The 20,121-nt window shown below is 77.0% G+C and carries 14 protein-coding genes; 4 read left to right on the forward strand and 10 right to left on the reverse strand.

Annotated features, from left to right (window positions below; translation table 11 throughout):
- Positions 1-106: 106 nt before the first annotated feature.
- Positions 107-1,297, forward strand: a complete 1,191-nt coding sequence (locus DMB38_RS09015; RefSeq protein WP_125934734.1) for a benzoate/H(+) symporter BenE family transporter — start codon at positions 107-109, stop codon at positions 1,295-1,297.
- A 209-nt stretch (positions 1,298-1,506) separates the two neighbouring features.
- Positions 1,507-3,279 (forward strand): FAD/NAD(P)-binding protein, encoded by a 1,773-nt coding sequence (locus DMB38_RS09020; RefSeq protein WP_125934735.1) that lies wholly within the window; start codon positions 1,507-1,509, stop codon positions 3,277-3,279.
- Between the two features lie 158 nt (positions 3,280-3,437).
- Here the strand turns inward: DMB38_RS09020 and DMB38_RS09025 are convergent, their stop codons facing one another.
- The 9 genes from DMB38_RS09025 to DMB38_RS09065 all read right to left on the reverse strand — a co-directional run bounded on the left by DMB38_RS09025 (position 3,438) and on the right by DMB38_RS09065 (position 16,774).
- On the reverse strand, positions 3,438-5,702 hold the full coding sequence (locus DMB38_RS09025; RefSeq protein ID WP_125934736.1) for a LuxR C-terminal-related transcriptional regulator: 2,265 nt from the start codon (positions 5,700-5,702) through the stop codon (positions 3,438-3,440).
- Between the two features lie 270 nt (positions 5,703-5,972).
- Positions 5,973-7,193, reverse strand: coding sequence for a histidine kinase (locus DMB38_RS09030; protein ID WP_125934737.1), 1,221 nt, complete (start codon positions 7,191-7,193; stop codon positions 5,973-5,975).
- 425 nt (positions 7,194-7,618) lie between these two features.
- Positions 7,619-8,071: a GNAT family N-acetyltransferase gene (locus DMB38_RS09035; RefSeq protein WP_047015679.1), complete on the reverse strand. Its 453-nt coding sequence runs from the start codon at positions 8,069-8,071 to the stop codon at positions 7,619-7,621.
- A gap of 141 nt (positions 8,072-8,212) precedes the next feature.
- Entirely contained in the window at positions 8,213-9,478 is a 1,266-nt protein-coding gene (locus tag DMB38_RS09040; RefSeq protein ID WP_125934738.1) for an FAD-dependent oxidoreductase, read from the reverse strand.
- 388 nt (positions 9,479-9,866) lie between these two features.
- Complete coding sequence (locus DMB38_RS09045; protein WP_125934739.1) at positions 9,867-11,147, reverse strand: deoxyguanosinetriphosphate triphosphohydrolase; 1,281 nt, start codon at positions 11,145-11,147, stop codon at positions 9,867-9,869.
- Positions 11,148-11,251: 104 nt separating this feature from the next.
- Complete coding sequence (nirD, locus tag DMB38_RS09050) at positions 11,252-11,635, reverse strand: nitrite reductase small subunit NirD (protein ID WP_125934740.1); 384 nt, start codon at positions 11,633-11,635, stop codon at positions 11,252-11,254.
- Complete coding sequence (gene nirB / locus DMB38_RS09055; RefSeq protein ID WP_125934741.1) at positions 11,632-14,247, reverse strand: nitrite reductase large subunit NirB; 2,616 nt, start codon at positions 14,245-14,247, stop codon at positions 11,632-11,634. The genes nirD and nirB overlap by 4 nt, the downstream gene beginning before the upstream one ends.
- Positions 14,244-15,662, reverse strand: a complete 1,419-nt coding sequence (locus DMB38_RS09060; protein ID WP_125934742.1) for an FAD-dependent oxidoreductase — start codon at positions 15,660-15,662, stop codon at positions 14,244-14,246. Before DMB38_RS09060 ends, nirB begins: the two co-directional genes overlap by 4 nt.
- A 317-nt stretch (positions 15,663-15,979) precedes the next feature.
- The gene (locus tag DMB38_RS09065) at positions 15,980-16,774 is read right to left on the reverse strand and encodes an ElyC/SanA/YdcF family protein (RefSeq protein ID WP_240662683.1); all 795 of its coding nucleotides are present in this window, start codon (positions 16,772-16,774) and stop codon (positions 15,980-15,982) included.
- Positions 16,775-16,881: 107 nt separating this feature from the next.
- Here DMB38_RS09065 and DMB38_RS09070 point away from each other — a divergent pair, with 107 nt between their 5' ends.
- Positions 16,882-17,661: a TSUP family transporter gene (locus DMB38_RS09070; protein WP_125934743.1), complete on the forward strand. Its 780-nt coding sequence runs from the start codon at positions 16,882-16,884 to the stop codon at positions 17,659-17,661.
- Positions 17,658-17,978: a divalent-cation tolerance protein CutA gene (gene cutA / locus DMB38_RS09075; RefSeq protein WP_125934744.1), complete on the forward strand. Its 321-nt coding sequence runs from the start codon at positions 17,658-17,660 to the stop codon at positions 17,976-17,978. Before DMB38_RS09070 ends, cutA begins: the two co-directional genes overlap by 4 nt.
- 25 nt (positions 17,979-18,003) lie before the next feature.
- On the opposite strand, the gene DMB38_RS09080 is transcribed toward cutA, so the two are convergent.
- Positions 18,004-20,109 carry a molybdopterin oxidoreductase family protein gene (locus DMB38_RS09080; RefSeq protein WP_125934745.1) on the reverse strand — a complete coding sequence of 702 codons (2,106 nt, stop codon included), beginning with the start codon at positions 20,107-20,109 and terminating at the stop codon, positions 18,004-18,006.
- Positions 20,110-20,121 lie beyond the last annotated feature (12 nt).

Raw genomic sequence — 20,121 nt, forward strand, 5'->3', positions numbered from 1 at the left:
CGGCTACCGTGGCCGTGGCCGCACGGCCGCGCCCGGACCCGCCGGGGGCGTGCCGGTGCCGACCGGCCCCGACCTGCTCGCCGCACCCGCCTGACCGGAGCGCCCCTTGACCCCTGACGCGGCACCCGCGGCCAAGCGTCGGCCGGCCCTCACCGTCTCGACGGTGGTGGCCGGCATCGTCGTGGTGGTCGTCTCGTACACGGGTCCGGTCGCCGTGGTGCTCCAGGCCGCGCGCGCCGGGGACCTCACCGCCGGCCAAGTGGAGTCGTGGCTCTGGGCGCTGTCGCTGGGCAGCGGCGTGACGTGCGTGCTGCTGAGCCTGGCGTACCGCGCCCCGGTGCTCACCGCCTGGTCGACTCCGGGGGCGGCGCTGCTGGTCACGGCGCTGACCACGCACTCCTTCGCCGAGGCGACCGGCGCGTACGTGATCGCCGCGGTGCTCACCGTGCTGCTCGGCCTCAGCAGGCTCTTCGGCGCGCTGATGCGGCTGCTGCCGCCGGAGGTCGCGGCGGCCACGCTCGCCGGGATCCTGCTGGAGTTCGGGCTGCGGCTCTTCCGTACCGCCGAGGGCGACCTGGCGCTGGTCGTCCTCATGCTCGGCGCGTATCTCGCCGGACGCCGCTTCGCCGCCTCCTGGGCGACCGCCTGCGCGCTGCTCACCGGCTGCGCCTGGACCGCCGCCACCGGCGACTTCGGCACCTGGTCGGGCGAGGTGGGCGTGGCCGTGCCGGCGTTCACGGCACCGGAGTTCACCGTGGACGCCGCGGTGGGCATCGCGCTGCCGCTGTTCCTGGTCACCATGGCGTCGCAGAACGCCCCCGGGCTCGCCGTGCTCAACGCCGCGGGCTACCGCCCGGACGCGGACCGCCTGGTCACCTCGACCGGCGCCGCCTGGCTGGTGCTGGCGCCGTTCGGGGCGCACGGGATCAACCTCGCCGCGATCACCGCGGCCATCTGCAGCGGTCCTTCGGCCCATCCGGACCCGGAGCGGCGGTACGGGGCCGGGGTGGCGGCCGGCGTCGGCTACGTCGTCGTCGGGGTCTTCGGCTCGGCGTTCCTCGGCCTCTTCGCGGTCCTCCCGGCCGCGCTGGTGGCGGCCATCGCCGGCATCGCGCTGCTGGGCGCGACCGGCGGCGCGCTGGCTGCGGCGACGCGCGACGGGAGCCGGCTCGACAGCGCGCTCGTCGCGTTCCTCGTCACCGCCTCGGGCATCGAACTCCTCGGCGTCGGGGCGGCGTTCTGGGGGCTGCTGGCCGGGGTGCTGACGCACCTGGCGCTGCACCGGCGGGCGGAGTGACCGGGCGCCCTCCCCGGTAAGCGGCCGGGCAGCGTACGACCGCGGCCGGGCGGGCGACATGGCAATGGCCCCGCCATTCCGCCCCGCGGGCTAGCAAGAATCAGCCGCTGTCCCGCACCGGTCCGCGCGTTCAGGATGGCTGGGGTTTGACCCGCGACGCTCCGACCCCGCGCACCGGGGGTGAACTCCCCGGAGAGGGAGATCCTTTGATGAGCGAGAAGTCACTCGTGGTGGGAGTCGTCGGCGCCGGGCCGCGCGGCCTTTCGGTGGTCGAGCGGCTCGCCGCGCACGCCGCGGGGCGCACGGTGACCGTCCATCTGATCGACCCGCTGCCGCCGGGCGCGGGCCGGGAGTGGCGCACCGGGCAGGACCGCTCGCTGCTCCTGGACAGGACGGCGGGCCGGGTGACGGCGTTCGCCGGCGAGGGCGTGACGCCGGCGGACGCGCCGCAGCGCCGCGGGCCGGGACTGTACGAGTGGGCGCGGGCGCTGGCCCGTTCCGGAGCCGGCGGCGCGGACGCCGCCGAGGCGCGCCGGCTCGGCCCGGACTCGTACCCGTCCCGGGCGCTCGCGGGCGGCTACTTCCGGTGGGTGTTCCGGCAGGTCGCCGTGGCGAGCGCGGAGTCCCTCGCGCTGCGGGTGCACGCGGCGCAGGCGGTGGCGCTGGACGACGGGCCCGGCGGCACCCAGGAGATCCGGCTCGCCGGCGGCCGGCGGCTGACCGGCCTCGACGCCGTGGTGCTCGCACAGGGCCGGATGCCGGTGCTGCCGACCGCGCAGGAGCGCGGGTACGCCGCCTTCGCCGCCGAGTTCGGCCTGGTCTACGTCGCCCCCGGGAACCCCGCGGACGCCGACCTGAGCGCCATCGCCCCCGGTGAGCCGGTCGTCCTGCGCGGTCTGGGGCTGAACTTCTTCGACTACCTGACGCTGCTGACCACCGGGCGCGGCGGCCGGTTCGACCGCGACCGGGACGGCCGGGTCACCTACCGGCCGTCCGGCCGCGAGCCGCGGATCCTGTGCGGTGCCCGCCGCGCGGTCCCGTACGGGACGGGCGGCGGGCACCGCAACGGCGGCGGCCGGCGCCTGCCGCGGGTGTTCACCGAGGAGCTGACCGCCCGGCTGCGCGCGCAGCGCGACGGGCCGCTCGACTTCCGCGAGTCCCTGTGGCCGCTCATCGCCCGGGAGATGGAGTCCGCGTACTACACCGCGCTGCTCCCCGGCCGCGACCGGCCGGAGCGGGCGCCGGTGCTCCACGGCGTCCACCCGGGCACCAAAACCAGCGGGGGCGCCGCGGGCGGGCCGGTCGAGGCCGCCCTCGACGTGCTGCACGACCTGCGCGACGAGGTCCGGCTCGCGGTCGACCACGCGGGTCTGGGCGGCGAGTCGCGCCGCCGCGACCTCGACGGCTGGTTCGCCCCGCTCGGCACCTACCTCTCCGGCGGCCCCGCGGCCCGGCGGACCGAGGAGCTGATCGCGCTCGTCCGCGCGGGCGTGGCCCGGATCGTGGGCCCGGGTATGCAGGTGGCGGCCGACCGGGAGGCGGGCAAGTTCGCCTGCGAGTCGCCGTGGGTGAGCGGCTCGCGCGAGACCGCCCGGGTGCTCGTCGAGGGCCGGCTTCCCGGCGTCGACCTGCGCCGCACCGCCGACCCGCTGCTGCGGCACCTGCTCGACACCGGGCAGTGCCGCCCGTACGGGCTGGGCCCCGGCAGGACCGGCTACGTGGCGGGCGGACTCGCCGTCACCGGGCGGCCGTTCCACGTCGTGGACGGCGACGGGGTGCCGCACCCGCGGCGGTTCGCCGTGGGCGTGCCCACGGAGTCCGCGGACGGGGTCACCGCGGCGGCGATCCGCCCGGCGGTGGGCTCGGCGACGCTCACCGACACCGACGCCATCGCCTGCGCCGTCCTCGCCCCGGCGGGACCGCCTCCGCGCGGGCGCGACGACCACAGCAACCGCCGGGCGGAAGAAGCACGGCGGGGCTGAGCCGGGTACCGGGCACCACGGGGGGTGCCCGGTACCCGGACAGGAACCACCGGCCCCCGCGCCGTCGCGCGGGGGCCGGTGCTCCCTGTCGTACGGATCCGCCCGCCCCGGCGGCCCGCCGCCTGCGGGCGACGGGCGCGGGTCCTGGGGCGGGGGCTTCAGCCCGAGAGCCGGGCGGTGGCGCGGCCCTGCACGATGCGGGCCACATGCACCCGGGACGGGCAGTCGAGCCGCTGCATGACCTGCCGCAGGTGGTTGACCACCGTCCACTCGGACAGTTCCAGCGCGCGGGCGATCTGCCGGTTCGTCATCCCCTCGGCCACCAGCTCCGCCACTTGGAGCTGACGGTGCGTCAGCCGTTCCAGACCGCCCGCGGGCGCGGCCTCCGCCTCCTCCCGCGCGGCCTCCGCCAGCGCGGCGCGCGCGGCGAGGAGCACGCCCCCGCGGCCGTCGGGGGCCGCGGGCTCCGGCGCCCCCTGCGGCGCGTCGTCGCCCCGCTCCGGGATCCGGTCGGCCAGCGCGCCGAGCCGCCGGTACGCCTCCCCGCCGGCCGGTACCGTCCCGGCGGCCGCGAGCAGCACGGCGCGGACGTCCCGTACCGGCGCGGCGTGCGCCAGCAGCAGTTCCACCGCCTCGCCCGCCGCGGCCCTGGCCCGGGCGTGGCCGCGCTGCGCCACGGCAAGCGCGGCCAGCGTCAGCGCCGCCTGCCGCGGCTCGCCCAGCTCCAGCAGCCCGCGCGCCGCCTTCACCAGCGGCTCCTCCGGCTGCCGCCGGCCGATGGCGGCGCGCGCGGCGGCGAGCGTACGCAGCACGCGGGCGGCCGCGACCGTGCCGCCCGGGGCGCGCTTGCCGGCGAGCGCGAACGCGGCCTGCTGGAGGGCGCCCACGGCGTCGCCGCGGCCCAGCATCAGCTCGGCGCGGAACGCCGCGGCGCGGGCGGCGGCGTCGAGGGAGCGGCCGAGGCGTTCGATGTACGCCTCGGCGCGTGCCCAGTCGCCTTCCGTCAGCGCCCAGCGGGCCGCGGCCTCCGTGGCCTGGGCACCCTCGGCGCCCGTGAGCGCCGCCAGGGAGCCGTCGAGCAGTGCGCCCGCGGTCCCGAGGAGGTCGTGTACGGTCCACGCCTCCTCCAGCGCCAGCAGCATCCGGGCCGCCGCGGCGTGCTCGCCGGCCTCCTGGTTCAGCCGGGCGATCGCGAACAGATCGGGCGTGCGCTCGGCCACCAGCTCCAGCCAGTACGCGCGCTCCTTCGGCAGCCGCAGCCCCTGCCGGGCCTGGAGCGCGAACTCCAGCGTGTGCGTGGCGTGCCGCGCCCGGGTGGCCGCCAGGTCCGCGGGGTCCGCGGCCAGCCGCGCGCGGTAGTGCTGACGCGTGGCGCGGAACATCCGGAACTCGGGCTCCGCGCCCTCGCGCTTGACGCTGTGCAGCAGGCTCTTGCGGACCAGCGCGTCCAGGCCCTGCACCGTCTGCGCCCAGGTGAGGCCCGCGACCTGCTGGGCCACGGCCAGGTCGAAGGCGGCCTCGCAGGCCGACAGGCGGCGCAGCAGTTGCAGCTCGCCGGCGGTGAGCGCCGCGTCGCCCCAGGAGAGCGCGGCGTCCATGGAGCCGTGCCGGGAGGGTATGTCCACCAGCCTTCTGCTGTAGAGCTGTTCGCCGTCGCGTATGCGCTGGAGCATCCGGCGCGGGCTGAGGGCACCGACCGCGCGGGCGGCTTCCTCCACCGCCAGCGGCACGCCCTCCAGGAGCGCGCAGATCTCCGCGATGGCGTCGCGGTCCGCGGCGGAGGTGACGGCCCAGCGGTAGTGCGGCTGGAGGCGGGCGACGAACAGCCGCGCCGCGTCGGACGCCGCGGACGGTCCCGCCGCCCCGGCGGACCCGGTGGCCAGCGGTCCGAGCGGGAAGATCCGCTCGGCGTGGATGTCGAGCGCGACCCGGCTGGTGAACACCACGCACAGCCTGGGGATGCGCCGCAGCAGCACGGCGATGTCCCCGGCGACGGCGCGGGCGGCCAGGTCCCCGTTGTCGAGGACGAGCAGCAGCTCGCGGTCGGCCGCGCGGTCGGCGAGCGCCGTCCAGGCCGCCTCCCGGGCGTCGCCGTCCGGCGGCCGGGTCAGGGCCGCCGCGACCCGCGTCCAGACGCCGTCCGCGTCGGCGGCGGCGGCCAGGTCCACGCTCACCGCGGCGCCGGGGTCCGTGCCGGTACGGTCCGCGAGCGCGGCGCGTACGAGGGCGCTCTTGCCCACGCCCGCCAGGCCGGTGACCGTCAGCAGCCGGCAGCCGGGGGCCGCCAGCCGGGCCCGGACGTCGGCGATCTCCCGCTCCCGGCCGATCAGGGTGTCGTGGAGCCCCGGAGGCCCCTCCGGAGCGAGGTCGGCGTCCCACTCGCCGGGTGCCGTAGAGCGAGTCAGTTCCACGAGAATGCTCACCAGATTGCCCCCTTGGCAGCGTCGATCAGGTGGTCCCCCGAGAGCACCAACAACGTCGCCTCTTTCCGGTGCATCTCATCTCCCCGAATCGCGTGACCAGCGTGCGCTCCGCACATCCAGAACCGCTGAAGGATCGGTGGAAGAGCAGGCCCGGTCACGCGTATCCGCGCAGGTGCGCCCGGAGGCGGGGGCCGGCGGGCGGGGGTCCCCCGGCGGCGGGCGGCCGCCGGCCGCGTACGGCAGCCCGAAGGCGGCGGTGCCGCGGCCGGCTCAGGCGTCCGGTTCCCGGGCGCACGGCAGCACGGCGGCCACCGCGAAACCGGCCGCGCACGGACGGTGGCCCGCGGTGAGCAACCCGCCCACGCTGCGGGCGCGTTCCCGCATGCCCGCGATGCCGTAGCCCTCGCGCCGCGGGCCCGCCGCCGGCAGCGGCTCCCTGCCGCGGCCGGCCGGTCCTTCGTCGGTGACGGAGACCGACAGCGCCTCCGCGTCCTCGTCGTAGCGCACCTCGACCAGCACCCGCACGCCGGGCCCCGCGTGCTGCACGGCGTTGGTGAGCGACTGCTGCACGATCCGGTACGCGGCCGCCCCCACCGCCTGCGGCACCTCCGGCTCCGCCGCGACCTCCAACCGCACCCGCGCGCCCGCCGACTGCGCCGCCTCGGCCAGCCCTTCGAGTCCCGCGAGCCCTGGCAGCGGCCCGGTGGCGTCCTGGCCGCCGTCGCCCCTGCGCAGCACCTGGAGCGTCGTGCGCAGCTCCGCGCGGGCGTGCCGGCAGGTGCCGGCGATCCCGTCCAGCGCCTCGGCGACGGCCTTGCGGTCGAGCCGGTCCGGGTCCGAGACGAGGAGGTGGGCGGCGACGGAGGTCTGCACCCCGATCAGCGTGATGCTGTGCGCGAGCAGGTCGTGCAGGTCGCGGGCGATGCGCAGCCGCTCCTCGACCACGCGTCTGGCCGCGGTCTCCTCCCGGGTGCGCTCGGCCCGTTCGGCCCGCTCGACGATCGCGGAGAGGTAGTTGCGGTGCACCCGGGCGGCCTCGCCGAAGAGGGCGACGGCGATGATCCAGCCGGAGATCCGCAGGATGTCCATGGCCCGGCTCATGTCGACCGTCGTCAGCACGCCCGTGAGCGCGGCGAGCAGCCCGCCGACGACCAGCGCGGTCCGCAGCCGGGGCCCGGCGAAGGCGAGCGAGTAGACGGCGACGACGGTGGCGGGCACCGGCGCGTGGTGGACGTTCTGCAGTGCGTGGTACGGGAGTTGCAGGGCGATCACCGCCGCGAACGCCGCCATGGGGGCCGGCCGCCGCCACGCGAGCGCCGCCCAGATGGCGGCCAGCAGCACCCAGCCCACCGCGTCGGGCCGGTGCGCACCCTCCTCGACCTCCGCCAGCAGCGCGAGCCCGGCCGACACCGCCGCCACGGCCACCGCGAGGGCCATGTCCCTGCGGAGGGGCATCACGAACCGTCCCTGTACCGATATCGGTGACGGCATGCGGTTCTTCCTCACCCGGACGGCCCGGTCGTGTCGTCGCGGGGAGGGTCCCGGGCGACGGTGGAAGCCCCGCCGGGCAGCCCTTGGGGGTGCCGCCCGGCGGGGCGGGGTCCGCGGGCTCCGGCCGGGGGAACCGGAGCCCGCAGGCTGGTGGGTTGAGCACCGCGCCGGCCGCCGGACGCCGCCCGTCGCGGACCCGGCCGGGGGGAGCGGGCCCGCACAGGAGGCGGACGCGCCGCCGCTACCCGGACACCTCCCCCACCCGTTCGGGACGACTGATGTTCCTGTGCTCGTACGTATCCAGCGTCCCGGCAGCCCGGGCAGGTGTCCTCGCTCCCACGACCGAGACCGGCGCTACTGCCCCGGGCGGCCCTGGCGGGCCGCTACTCCCGCGGGAGTACCCGCCGGTAGTAGTGCGCACCCCGTCAGCCGCCGGGGGTGAGCTTCCTGGTCATCACCACGTGCGGGCCGACGCCCTCGATGTCGAACTCGGCGCCGCGCACCTCGAAGCCGTGCTTCAGGTAGAAACCGGCCGCCGAGGTACGGGCGTTGCACCAGACCAGGTGCGCGTCACGGGCCGCGGCCTCGGCGAGCCCCGCGGCCAGGACGGCGACGCCGTAGCCCCGCCCGCGGACGGCGGGGGCGCTGGCCATGCCGCGGAAGCGGTAGGCGGGGGTGCCGTCGCCGGGGAGGAGTTCGGGGCAGAAGGAGACGCAGGCCGCGAGCGCGCCCCGCTCGTCGTACGCGGCGAGGTGGAAGGCGCCCGGCGCGCCGTCCTCCGCGAACTCCGCCTCGGCGGGCGGGCGTCCGGGCAGCAGCACGGAGTGGCGCAGTGCGAAGATCTCGGCGACGTCGACCCGGGCGGTGCGGATGGCCATGCGCCGAGCATAGGCCGGGCCCGCGGGACTCCCGCCCGGCGGGGGGCGTTGCCCGTACGGCGGCGCCCTTCCCGCCGCACGCCCCGGGCCCGCGACCGTCGGGTGGACGGCCGGCGGGCCCGCCGCGGCACGGTCCGCTCCCTACGCGATCAGGTCCGCCAGCGGCACCGCCGGGTCGCCCAGGCGCTCCGCGTCGACCCGGGCGCCGGAGCGGACCAGGTTCTGGATGTCCTCGGTGACGTCCCACACGTTCATGTTCATGCCCGCGAGCACCCGGCCCTCCTTCAGCCAGAAGGCGACGAACTCCCGCCGCCCCATGTCCCCGCGGCACACCACCTGGTCGTACGAGCCGGGCGGCGCGTGCCCCGAGTACTCCAGGCCCATGTCGTACTGGTCGGAGAAGAAGTACGGCACCCGGTCGTACGTCACGTCCTGCCCGAGCATGGCGCGGGCCGCGGCCGGGCCGCCGTTGAGCGCGTTCGCCCAGTGCTCCACCCGCAGCCGGCCGCCCCCGGCGGCGGGGTGGGGGAAGGAGGCGACGTCGCCGGTGGCGTAGACGTCGGGGTCGGAGGTGCGCAGCGAGGCGTCGGTGGCGATGCCGCCGCCCTCCGCGCGGGGCGCGACGTCGAGCCCGGCGGCCTCGGCGAGCGCGGTGCGCGGGGCGGCGCCGATGGCGGCCAGCACGTCGTGCGCCGGGTGCTCCTCGCCGTCGTCGGTGAGCGCGGCCAGCACCATGCCGTCCTTGCCGGTGATCGCGGTGAGCCGGGCGCCGAAGTGGAACTTCACCCCGTGCTCGCCGTGCAGGTCGGCGAAGACCTGGCCGATCTCCGGGCCGAGCACCCCGTGCAGCGGCGTGGGCGCCGGCTCGACGATCGTGACCTCCGCCCCGTACGTGCGGGCCGCCGCGGCGACCTCCAGGCCGATCCAGCCGGCGCCCGCGATGACGAGCTGGCCGTTGTCCCGGCCGAGGGCGGCGAGGACGCCGCGCAGCAGCTCGGCGTGGGCGAGGCGGCGCAGGTGGTGGACGCCGGCGAGGTCGGTGCCGGGGATGTCGAGGCGGCGGGGCTCGGCGCCGGTGGCGAGGAGGAGCTTGTCGTAGTGCACCCGGGTGCCGTCGCCGAGGCTCACGGTCTTCGCGGCGCGGTCGAGCGCGGTGACGGTCTGCCCGAGGTGCAGCTCGACCTCCGCCTCCGCGTACCAGCCTGACGGCTGCGCGAAGACGCTGTCGCGCTCTTCCTTGCCGAGGAGGTAGCCCTTGGACAGCGGCGGTCGCTCGTACGGGTGGTCGCGCTCGTCGCCGATGAGGATGACCCGGCCGGTGAACCCTTCCGATCGCAGCGTCTCTGCTGCTTTCGCACCGGCCAGTCCTCCACCGACGATGACGAACGTCTGATGTGCGTCGACCACTTCACGCCTCCTAGCTCCCTGGCCCCGACCATCCATTTTGCCGTGTCCTCGGCTGCGTTGCCGACACCGCGAGCCTCCCGCACCGGGGCGTGACGGCGGAAGGGGGAGGCGCGCCAGGGCTGGGCGGACGGGCGGGGCGGCGGACGGGACGGGCGGGTACGGGGGCGGGCCGCGAGCGGCGGCGGTGCAGGGGCGGGTGGTGGGAGAACGGGCTGGTGGGGGCGGTGATGGGCGGGTACGGGGGCGGGGCGGGACCCCGGTACCCGACCGGGGGCGCTCCGGGCTTCCCGCCCGCCCCCGTGCCCGACGACGCGCCGGTGGCCGGAACTCGCCGTTCACCCCGGCGGCGGTCGTGGTGCGGGGGCGCGCCGCCGCCGCGTACGGGGTACTACCCGGTCAGCCGGGCGTGCAGCCGCCGCGCCGCCGCGTCCGTCAGCGCCGCGATCTGGTCCACCACCGCCCGCAGCCGCCCGGCGTCGTCCGCGGCCTCCTCGTACAGCGCCCGGAACTGCGGGTCCAGGCCCGCCGGCGCCCCCGCCGTCAGCGCCCCGGCCAGCTCCCCCAGCACCACCCGCTGGTCCGCGCGCAGCCGCGCCTGGTCGGGGCGCTGCATGACGAACCGGTCGGCGACCGCCTTGAGCACCGCGCACTCCAGCCGCTCCGCCCGGGGCACGATCAGCTCGGCGGCGTAGCGCGACAGCGCCCCCGTGCCGTAGGCGGCGCGCGTGGCGCCCTCGGCGGCGAGGCAGAACCGGCCGATGAGCTGGCTGGTGGCGTCCTTGAGGCGGGCCTGCGCGGCGGCGGTGCCGTCGTAGCCGTGCGGCCACCACTCCTGGGCCAGCAGCCGGTCGAGGGCCTCGGCGAGTTCCGCGGCGTCCGTGCCCGGGGCGTACCGTCCGGCGGCGACGGCGAAGACCTCGGCCCGCTCGGGACCGGCGAGGAGCACCGCGGGGTCCAGGTGGCCGGCGTGCAGGCCGTCCTCGACGTCGTGGACGGAGTACGCCACGTCGTCGGACCAGTCCATGACCTGCGCCTCGAAGCAGGTGCGGCCCGCGGGACCGCCGGGCGCGCCCGCGCGCAGCCAGTCGAAGACCGGCACGTCGTCGGGGTACACGCCGAACTTCACCGCGTCCGGGCCCGCCGGGTGGCCGCCGCGCCGCCAGGGGTATTTGGTGGCGGCGTCCAGGGCCGCCCGGGTGAGGTTCAGCCCGACGGACCTGCCGTCGTCGGTGAACCGCTTGGGCTCCAGCCGGGTGAGCAGCCGCAGCGACTGCGCGTTGCCCTCGAAGCCGCCGCAGGGCGCGGCCAGCTCGTCGAGCACCTGCTCGCCGTTGTGCCCGAACGGCGGGTGCCCGAGGTCGTGCGCCAGGCAGGCCGTCTCGACGAGGTCGGGGTCGCAGCCGAGCGCGGCGCCCAGCTCGCGGCCGACCTGGGCGCACTCCAGCGAGTGCGTGAGCCGGGTGCGGGGCGTGGCGTCGGCGAAGGTCAGGGCTTGGCCGCCCACGCCGTCGTCGCTCACGCCGGGCGTGACGACCTGGGTCTTGCCCGCGAGCCGGCGCAGCGCGGCGGAGTGCAGCACGCGGGCGCGGTCGCGCTGGAAGGCGGTGCGGCCGGGGCGCTTGTCGGGCTCGGGGGCCCAGCGTTCGAGGTCGGCGTCGGTGTACCCCATGCACGGAACGGTAGCCGGGGCGGTGCGCGGGGGTTCGGGCGGTACGGGCCGGACGCCCGGTTCGTACGGGAGGGGCGCCTCAGGCGCCGGTCGTGTGCCGCCCGCTACGCCGCCACCTCCGCGATCCGCGTCTCGTACGCCGGCACCGCCACCTCCTCGTCGTCCAGGCACCGCCCCGTCGCCAGGTCGAACCGCTGCTTCAGCAGCGGCGACGCCACGAACGGCCGGCCCCCCTCGGCCGGGGGCGCCGACCCGAGCAGCCCCCGCGACAGCACGTACGCGCCGGTGAACGGGTCGCGGTTGCCGATCGCGTAGGCGTTGCCGGTGCGGCCGAGGAAGACGGCGACCTGCGTGCCGTCCGGCAGCAGCGCCGCGACGCCGCGGCCGCGGGTGAGCAGGGCGAGGTCGCACACCGGGTGCCAGCCGGCCGCGGTGCGGATCTCGACGCGCAGGACGGTCCGGGCGGGCGCGTATGCCGTCGTGGTCATGCGGAGGCTCCTTCCAGCGTCCCGCGCACCGGGATGGCGGGGCCTGACAGCAGGGTGAGGTCGGGCTTGACCTGGTCGCGCTCGGGGACGAACCGCACGGTGGGGTCCGGCACGCCCGGCGCGTTGACGAACGAGACGAAGCGCGCCAGCCGCTCGGGGTCGGCCAGGGTGGCGGCCCACTCGTCGCGGTAGTGCGCGACGTGCGCGGCCATCTGCTCCTCCAGCTCGGCGCCGATGCCGAGGGAGTCGGCGACGACGACGTCCCGCAGGTGGCCGAGGCCGCCCTCCAGCCGCTCCAGCCAGACGGAGGTGCGCTCCAGCCGGTCGGCGGTGCGGATGTAGAACATCAGGAACCGGTCGATGAGCCGGATCAGCTCGTCGTCGGCGAGGTCCTGGGCGAGGAGGTCCGCGTGCCGGGGGGTGGCGCCGCCGTTGCCGCAGACGTACAGGTTCCAGCCGTTCGCGGTGGCGATGACGCCGAAGTCCTTGCCCTGCGCCTCCGCGCACTCGCGCGAGCAGCCCGAGACGGCGGCCTTCAGCTTGTGCGGCGAGCGCAGCCCGCGGTAGCGCAGCTCCAGGTCGATGGCCATGCGGACGCTGTCCTGCACGCCGTAGCGGCACCAGGTCGACCCCACGCAGGACTTCACCGTGCGCAGCGCCTTGCCGTAGGCGTGCCCGGACTCGAATCCGGCCTCGACCAGCCGGGCCCAGATGGCGGGGAGCTGGTCGACGCGGGCGCCGAAGAGGTCGATGCGCTGGCCGCCGGTGATCTTCGTGTAGAGCCCGAAGTCGCGCGCCACCTCGCCGAGCACGATGAGCTTGCCGGGGGTGATCTCGCCGCCGGGCACGCGCGGGACGACGGAGTACGAGCCGTTGCGCTGGAGGTTGGCGAGGAAGTGGTCGTTGGTGTCCTGCAGGGCGCTCTGCTCGCCGTCGAGCACGTAGCCGGCGGCGCCGATCTCGGGCGCGAGCGAGGCGAAGATCGACGCGACGGCGGGCTTGCACACCTCGCAGCCGTCGCCGCTGCGCGCCTCCTCGCGGCCGTGCTCGTCGAGGAGGCGGACGTAGGAGCTGATGCGCTTGACGCGGACGATCTCGTACAGCTCGGTCCTGGTGTGGGCGAAGCAGCGGCACAGGCCCTTGTCGACGGCGACGCCGCGGGCCGCCAGCTCGTCGTTGACCAGCGCGGTGAGGACCTTCTCGCAGGAGCCGCAGCCGGATCCCGCGCGGGTGCACTTCTCCACCTCGCGCACGGTGGTGCAGTCGTGTTCCGCGACGGCGCCGCGGATGGCGGCCTTGGTGACGTTGTGGCAGTTGCAGACCACGGCGTCGTCGGGGAGCGCGGCGGGCCCGAGGGCGGCGGGGGCGCCGGCGCCCGGGGGGAGCACCAACTGCTCGGGCGGCACGGGCGGCACGCTGCCGGTGAGCGGGCGGAGCATGCCGTACGCGTCGGTGTCGCCGACGAGAACGCCGCCGAGGAGGGTGCCGTCGCGGGCGACGACGAGCTTCTTGTAGAGGCCGGCGCGGGAGTCGGAGTAGACGACGTCGAGGCAGTCGTCCGCGGTGCCGAGGGCGTCGCCGAAGGAGGCGACGCCGACGCCGAGGAGCTTGAGCTTGGTGGAGGTGTCGGCGCCGGTGAAGGTCTTGGGGGCGGCGGCGGGGGCCTGTGCGGCGGCGATCGCGGCGGCGGCGGTCTCCGCCATCTCGTACCCGGGCGCGACCAGCCCGTAGACCCGGCCGTCCGCGGCCTGCGCGCACTCGCCGATGGCGAAGACCGCCGGGTCGGAGGTCCGGCACCGCTCGTCCACGGCGACGCCGCCGCGCTCGCCCACGTCCAGGCCCGCCTCGCGGGCGAGCCGGTCCCGGGGGCGTACGCCCGCGGAGAAGACCACGAGGTCCGCGGCGACCACCGAGCCGTCCGACAGCTCCATCCCGGTCACCGCGCCGGCGGCGTCGGTGCGGATCTCCTTCCCCGCGACCCCGGTGTGCACGTCGAGCCCCAGGTCGCCGATGGTGCGGCGGAGCGCGGCGCCGCCGCCCTCGTCGACCTGGACGGGCATGAGCCGCGGCGCGAACTCCACGATGTGCGTCGCCAGCCCCAGCCCGCGCAGCGCGCCCGCCGCTTCGAGCCCGAGCAGTCCGCCGCCGACGACGACGCCGGCGCTCGCCCCCTGCGCGTACGCCTCGATGGCCAGGACGTCCTCGACCGTGCGGTAGACGAAGCAGCCGCGGGCGTCCTTGCCGGGGACGGGCGGGACGAAGGGGAAGGAGCCGGTGGCCAGCACCAGCACGTCGTACGGGACGGTGCGGCCCGCGGCGGAGGTGACGGTGCGCGCGGCGCGGTCGACGGCGACGGCGGGGTCGCCGACGTGGAGTTCGATGCCGTGCTCCGCCATGAACCCGTCGGGGGTGACGGAGAGCCCTTCCGGGGTGGTGCCGGAGAAGTAGGAGGTGAGGTGCATGCGGTCGTAGGCGGGCCGGGGCTCTTCGCAGAAGACGACGACGCGGTGGGTGCCGGTGACGCGGTGCTCGGCGAGGGCTTCGAGGAAGCGCTGCCCGACCATGCCGTGTCCGACGAGCACGAGGGTGCGGGAGTGCGGGGCGGCGGTCATCGTCCGGAACCTCCGAGGTGGTCGGTGAGCAGGTGGTGCAGCGGGGTGCCCGCGGGCAGCGGCGCGTCGCCCTCCCAGGCCCGGGCGAGGGCGCCGACCGCGGCGAGGTCGCCGAGGAGGATGCCGCCGACGAGCCGGTCGGCGCGGACGACGACCTTGCGGTAGACGCGGCGGGTGGCGTCGGCGAGGTGCACGACGTCGTCGCCGGGGGCCGGTTCGGTTTCGCCGAAGGCGGCGAGGTCGAGGGGGGCGTCGGCGGCGGAGAGGGTGAGGCGGGTCAGCGCGCGGGTGCCGGTGTAGCGGGGCTCCCGGGGGCCGGACCCGGTGAGGATGCGGGCGAGCAGGTCGGCCTGGTCGAGCGCGGGGGCGGCGAGTCCGTAGAGGACCCCGGCGTGCTGGGCGCAGTCGCCGATGGCGTGGACGGCGGGATCGGAGGTACGGAGCGCGTCGTCGACGACGACGCCCGCGTCCACGTCGAGCCCGGCGGCCCTGGCGAGCCCGACGCGGGGCCGGACACCGCAGGCGAGGACGGTGAGGCGGGCGTCGAGGACGTAGCCGTCGGCGAGTTCGACACCGGTGACGACGCGGGCGGCGGGGGCCGGGCGCGGGGTGGCGGCAGAGCCGGCCGGGCGCGCGGCGGAGCCGTCGCCGTCGGCCCTGCGGGACGGGGGCGGTGCCGTACGGCGCGGGCGCCCCGGCGCCGCGGCGCGCGTCCGCACGCCCCGTACCCGGCACTCCGTGTGGACCTCCACCCCCAGCTCCTCCAGGTGCGTCCGCAGCAGCCCGGCCGCCGCCGGGTCGAGTTGGCGCTCCATCAGGCGCTCCCCCTGCTGCGCCAGCACCACCCGCGCGCCGCGGCGGGCCAGCGCCCGGGCGGCCGAGACGCCGAGCAGCCCGCCGCCGACCACGACCGCGGCGGCGTCCGGGGTCGCCGCCGCGGCGAGCGCGAGGCAGTCGTCCATCGTCCGGAAGGCGTGCACCCCCGCCGGCAAGGCGACACCGGCACCGCCGGCGTCGTCGCCGTCGTCGTCGAAGAGCCCGCGCAGCGGCGGCAGCACCGGCCAGGCGCCGGTGGCCAGGACCAGCACGTCGTACGGCACCGCCTGCCCGTCGTCGCACTCCACCCGGCGCGCGGCCCGGTCGACGCGCACCGCGCGCACGCCCCGCAGCACGCGGACCGCGGGGCCCGCCGCAAGGTCGGGGAGGCGGATCACGTCCGGCGCGTACTGCCCGGCGAGGACGTCGGCGAGCAGCACCCTGTTGTACGGGGCATGCGGCTCCTCCCCGACGACCGTCACGCCCGCCCCGGCACCGGCGAGCTGCCGCGCGAGCCGCGTACCGGCCATGCCGCCGCCGACGATCACGACGCGGCGCCCCCCGGCGGGGCGGTCGGCTACGGGCTCGGTCAGGCTCATGCACCCACCCTGCGGCGAGGCCGTTACCCCACCGCATCCCCCCGGTTTCCACCGCGCAACGCTGCCCTCAGCACCCCCCGGACGGCACTGTGAGCGCCGGGCACCGCGCACGCGGTCGTCGCGAGGGAACCCGGCGTCCGGGGGCAGCTCCGTACCCGGCGGACGTACAGGAGAGGCCGACGCGTGACCGCGCGCCCGCGCGGCGATGCGCGACCGGTCCGCCGCGGCCGGCGCACGCGCGGCGGGGAGCGACCGACGCCGCACCCCCGACCGCCGCCGCACCCTTCCGCGGACTCCCCCGCCCCCGGGACCGCCTCCTACCGCGCCGCGGCCACCGCCTCGTCCACGCCGCGCTCCCGCGGGCCCAGATGGCGCGGGTCCGGCGTGAACACCGCGTCGTACGCCGCCTTCGCCGCGCCGGGGATCTCCCGCAGGCCGCCGTAGTACCAGGCCCCGCGCCGCGGCTCGTCCACCCCGACCCCGTACGCGTCGATGCCCGCCGCCCGGCACAGCGCCAGCGCCCGGCGGATGTGGAAGCCCTGGCTGACGAGCAGCGCCCGGTCGACGCCGAAGACGCGACGGGCGCGGGCGCAGGAGTCCCAGGTGTCGAAGCCTGCGTGGTCGCGGACGACGGCGGCGGCGGGGACGCCGAGGCCGACGAGGTAGCGCCGCATGGCGGTGGGCTCGTCGTAGCCGCGGGTGCTGTTGTCGCCGCTGACGAGGATGGCGTCGACCTTGCCGAGTTCGTACAGCTCGGCGGCGGTGTCGAGGCGGTGCGCGAGGTACGGGGACGGATCCTCGCCCCACAGCCCGGCGCCGAAGACGAGCGCCACGGGCGCGCGCGGCGCGCGCTCCGCGGCCACGACGCGGTCGCCGGCGGCGACGAACAGCCACGCCGGGGGCAGCAGCGCGAGGACGCACGCCAGCACCGCGGCCCGCAGCGCCCGCCGCTGCCCGGCCCGCGTGCGCGGCCACCGCGGCCGCGGCACGCCACCCGGCCCGCGCGCCCGTACACCGGGCCGCGCCCGCCCCGCCGGCCGGCGCGCCCCCGCCCCCGGCAGCCGCTCCCGTACGGCCACCGCGGCCCGTCTCGCCCGGTCCCCCCACAGCATCCCCACGCGGAACTCCCCTCCCCGTCCCCTGAAACGAAGCCGCCCCCGATCCCGGTTCCACCCCGCCTCCCGGACGCCTCCCCACCGGGGGTTACGCTCGCCCGACGATGCCCGACATACCCCTGTTGACCCTGGTCATGCTCTGTCTCGCCGCCGCCGCGGCAGGCTGGATCGACGCCGTGGTCGGCGGCGGCGGGCTGCTGTTGCTGCCCGCGCTGCTGCTGGGGTATCCGCATCTCCAGCCCGCGTATCTGCTCGGCACGAACAAGGCCGTGGCCATCGTCGGCACCTCCGCCGCGGCGGTGACGTACGCCCGCAAGTCCCCCGTCGACGTACGGCTCGCCGTACGCATCGGGGCGGCGGCGCTCGCCGGCTCCGCGCTGGGGGCGTTCTTCGCGGCCGGGGTGAGCAGCGACGTGCTGCGGCCGGTGATCATGGTGGTGCTGCTCGCGGTGCTCGCGTTCGTCGCCCTGCGCCCGTCGTTCGGCACGGACGCACCCGCGACCGGCCCGGTGACGCCGCGCCGGGTCGCCGCCGCGGTGGCGCTCGCGGGGCTGGGCATCGGCTTCTACGACGGGCTGATAGGCCCGGGTACGGGCACGTTCCTGGTGCTCGCGCTCACGGCCGTGCTGCAGATGAACCTCGTCCAGGCGTCCGCCACCGCCAAGATCGTCAATGTCTGCACCAACTTCGGCGCGCTGGTGATGTTCTCGGTCCAGGGCACGGTCCTGTGGTCGCTGGCCGCGCTGCTCGCGGTCTTCAACCTGGGCGGCGGCTGGCTCGGCGCGCACATGGCGCTGAAGAAGGGCAGCGGCTTCGTCCGCGGCGTCCTGGTCGTCACGGTCGTCGGTCTGGTCGCCAAGCTCGCCTACGATCAGTGGTCATGACGGACTTCCTGACAGTGCTCACGACGACGGACGCCCGGGAGAAGGCCGACGGGCTGGCGCGCGGGGCGGTGGAGGCGCGGCTGGCGGCGTGCGCGCAGGTGAGCGCGGCGGTCACGTCGGTCTACCGCTGGCAGGGCGCGGTCGAGGAGACCCGGGAGTGGCAGGTGCTCCTCAAGACGACGACGGCGCGGTACGCGGAGCTGGAGGCCCACCTGCGCGAGGCGCACGACTACGACGAGCCGGAGATCATCGCCACCCCGGTGACCCACGGCAGCGCCGGGTACCTCGCGTGGGTGGAGCGGCAAACGACGGCCTGACGCCGCGTACGGGACGCACCCGCCGCTACTCCCCCGCGGGACCCTCCCGCTCGACCCGCACCGCGCACACCTTGAACTCCGGCATCCGCGACACCGGGTCCAGCGCCGGGTTCGTCACCGTGTTCACCCGCCCCGCGCCCGGCCAGTGGAACGGCATGAACACCGTGTCCGGCCTGATCGCCGTGGTGATCCGGGCCGGCGCCACGGCCCGGCCGCGTCGGGAGAGAACCGCGACCGGGTCGCCCTCGTCGGCGCCCACGCGGGCGGCCAGCTCCGGGTGCATCTGCACGTACGGCCCCGGTGAGGCCGCGTTCAGCTCGCTCACCCGGCGCGTCTGGGCGCCCGACTGGTACTGGGCGAGTACCCGGCCCGTCGTCAGCCACACCGGGTACTCCGCGTCCGTCTCCTCCGCCGCGGGCCGGTGCTGCGCCCCCGAGAACCGCGCCCGCCCGTCCGGCGTCGCGAACCGGTCGAGGAACATCCGCGGCACCGGCTCGCCGCCCTCCGGGCACGGCCAGAACACGCCGCCCTCCGCCTCGATCCGCGCGTACGTGATCCCCGAGTAGTCCGCCTTCCCCCCGGCCGACGCCCGCCGCAGCTCGGCGAAGACCTCCTCCGCCGCCACCGGGAACCCCGCCGCCCGCGCCGGCGCCAGCCGCTCGGCGAGGCCGCGCAGCACGTCGAGGTCGCCGCGTACGCCGGGCGGCGGGTCGGCGGCGCGGCGGCGCAGCAGCACCCGCCCCTCCAGGTTCGTGAGCGTGCCGGTCTCCTCCGCCCACTGCGCCACGGGCAGCACGACGTCCGCGAGCGCCGCCGTCTCCGACAGCACCACGTCCGCGACCGCCAGGAAGTCCAGCGACCGCAGCCGCCGTTCGACGTGCGCGGCGCGCGGCGCGGAGACCACCGGGTTGGAGCCCATGAGCAGCAGCGCCCGCACCCCGTCGGGACCGGGGGCACCGAGGGCGTCGAGCAGTTCGTACGCGCTGCGCCCGGGGCCCGGGAGCGTGCCGGGGTCGACGCCCCAGACGGCGGCGACGTGGGCGCGGGCGGCGGGGTCGGTGAGCAGCCGGTAGCCGGGGAGCTGGTCGGCCTTCTGGCCGTGTTCGCGGCCGCCCTGCCCGTTGCCCTGTCCGGTGAGGCAGCCGTAGCCGGAGAAGGGGCGTCCTGGACGCCCGGTGGCCAGGCAGAGGTCGATCCACGCGCCGACCGTGTCGGTGCCCTTGGACTGCTGCTCGGGGCCGCGGGCGGTGAGGACCATGGCCGCCTCGGGGTCGCAGAAGAGCGCGACGGCCTGCCGCAGTTGCGGTACGGACACGCCGGTGATCCGCTCGACCAGCTCCGGCCAGTGGGCCATGGCGGCGGCGCGGGCGGCGGGCCAGCCGGCGGTGCGTTCCGCGATGTAGGCGTCGTCGGTGCGGCCTTCGGCGATCACGAGGTGGAGCAGCCCGAGGGCGAGCGCGAGGTCGGTGCCGGGGCGGGGCGCGAGGTGCAGGTCGGCCTGCTCCGCGGTGCGGGTGCGGCGCGGGTCGACGACGACGAGGGTGCCGCCGTTGGCGCGCAGCTCGGTGAAGTAGCGCAGGGCGGGCGGCATGGTCTCGGCGGGGTTGGCGCCGACGAGGATCACGCAGCCGGTGCGGGGGATGTCGGCGAGGGGGAAGGGCAGGCCGCGGTCGAGCCCGAAGGCGCGGGTGCCCGCGGCGGCGGCGGACGACATGCAGAAGCGGCCGTTGTAGTCGATCTGGGAGGTGCCGAGGACGACGCGGGCGAACTTGCCGAGCGCGTACGCCTTCTCGTTGGTCAGCCCGCCGCCGCCGAAGACCCCCACGGCGTCCGCCCCGTGCCCGTCCCGGGCCGCCGCGAGCCCGGCGGCGACGCGGTCGAGCGCCTCGGCCCAGGAGGCGGGGCGCAGCGGGGCGCCGGGGCCGGCGCGGCCGTCGCGTACGAGGGGCTGCGTCAGCCGGGCGGCGGAGCCGAGGACGGCGGGCGCGGTGCGGCCCTTGCCGCACAGGGCGCCGCGGTTGACGTCGAACGCCGGGCGCTCCCGCACGTCGAGCCCGCCGCCGGCGGCGGCCGGTGCGAGCGTCATGCCGCACTGGAGGGAGCAGTAGGGGCAGTGGGTGTCGACGGTCATGGGGTGAGGGTG

It is taken from the genome of Streptomyces sp. WAC 06738 (assembly GCF_003945505.1).
Taxonomy (GTDB): Bacteria; Actinomycetota; Actinomycetes; order Streptomycetales; family Streptomycetaceae; genus Streptomyces.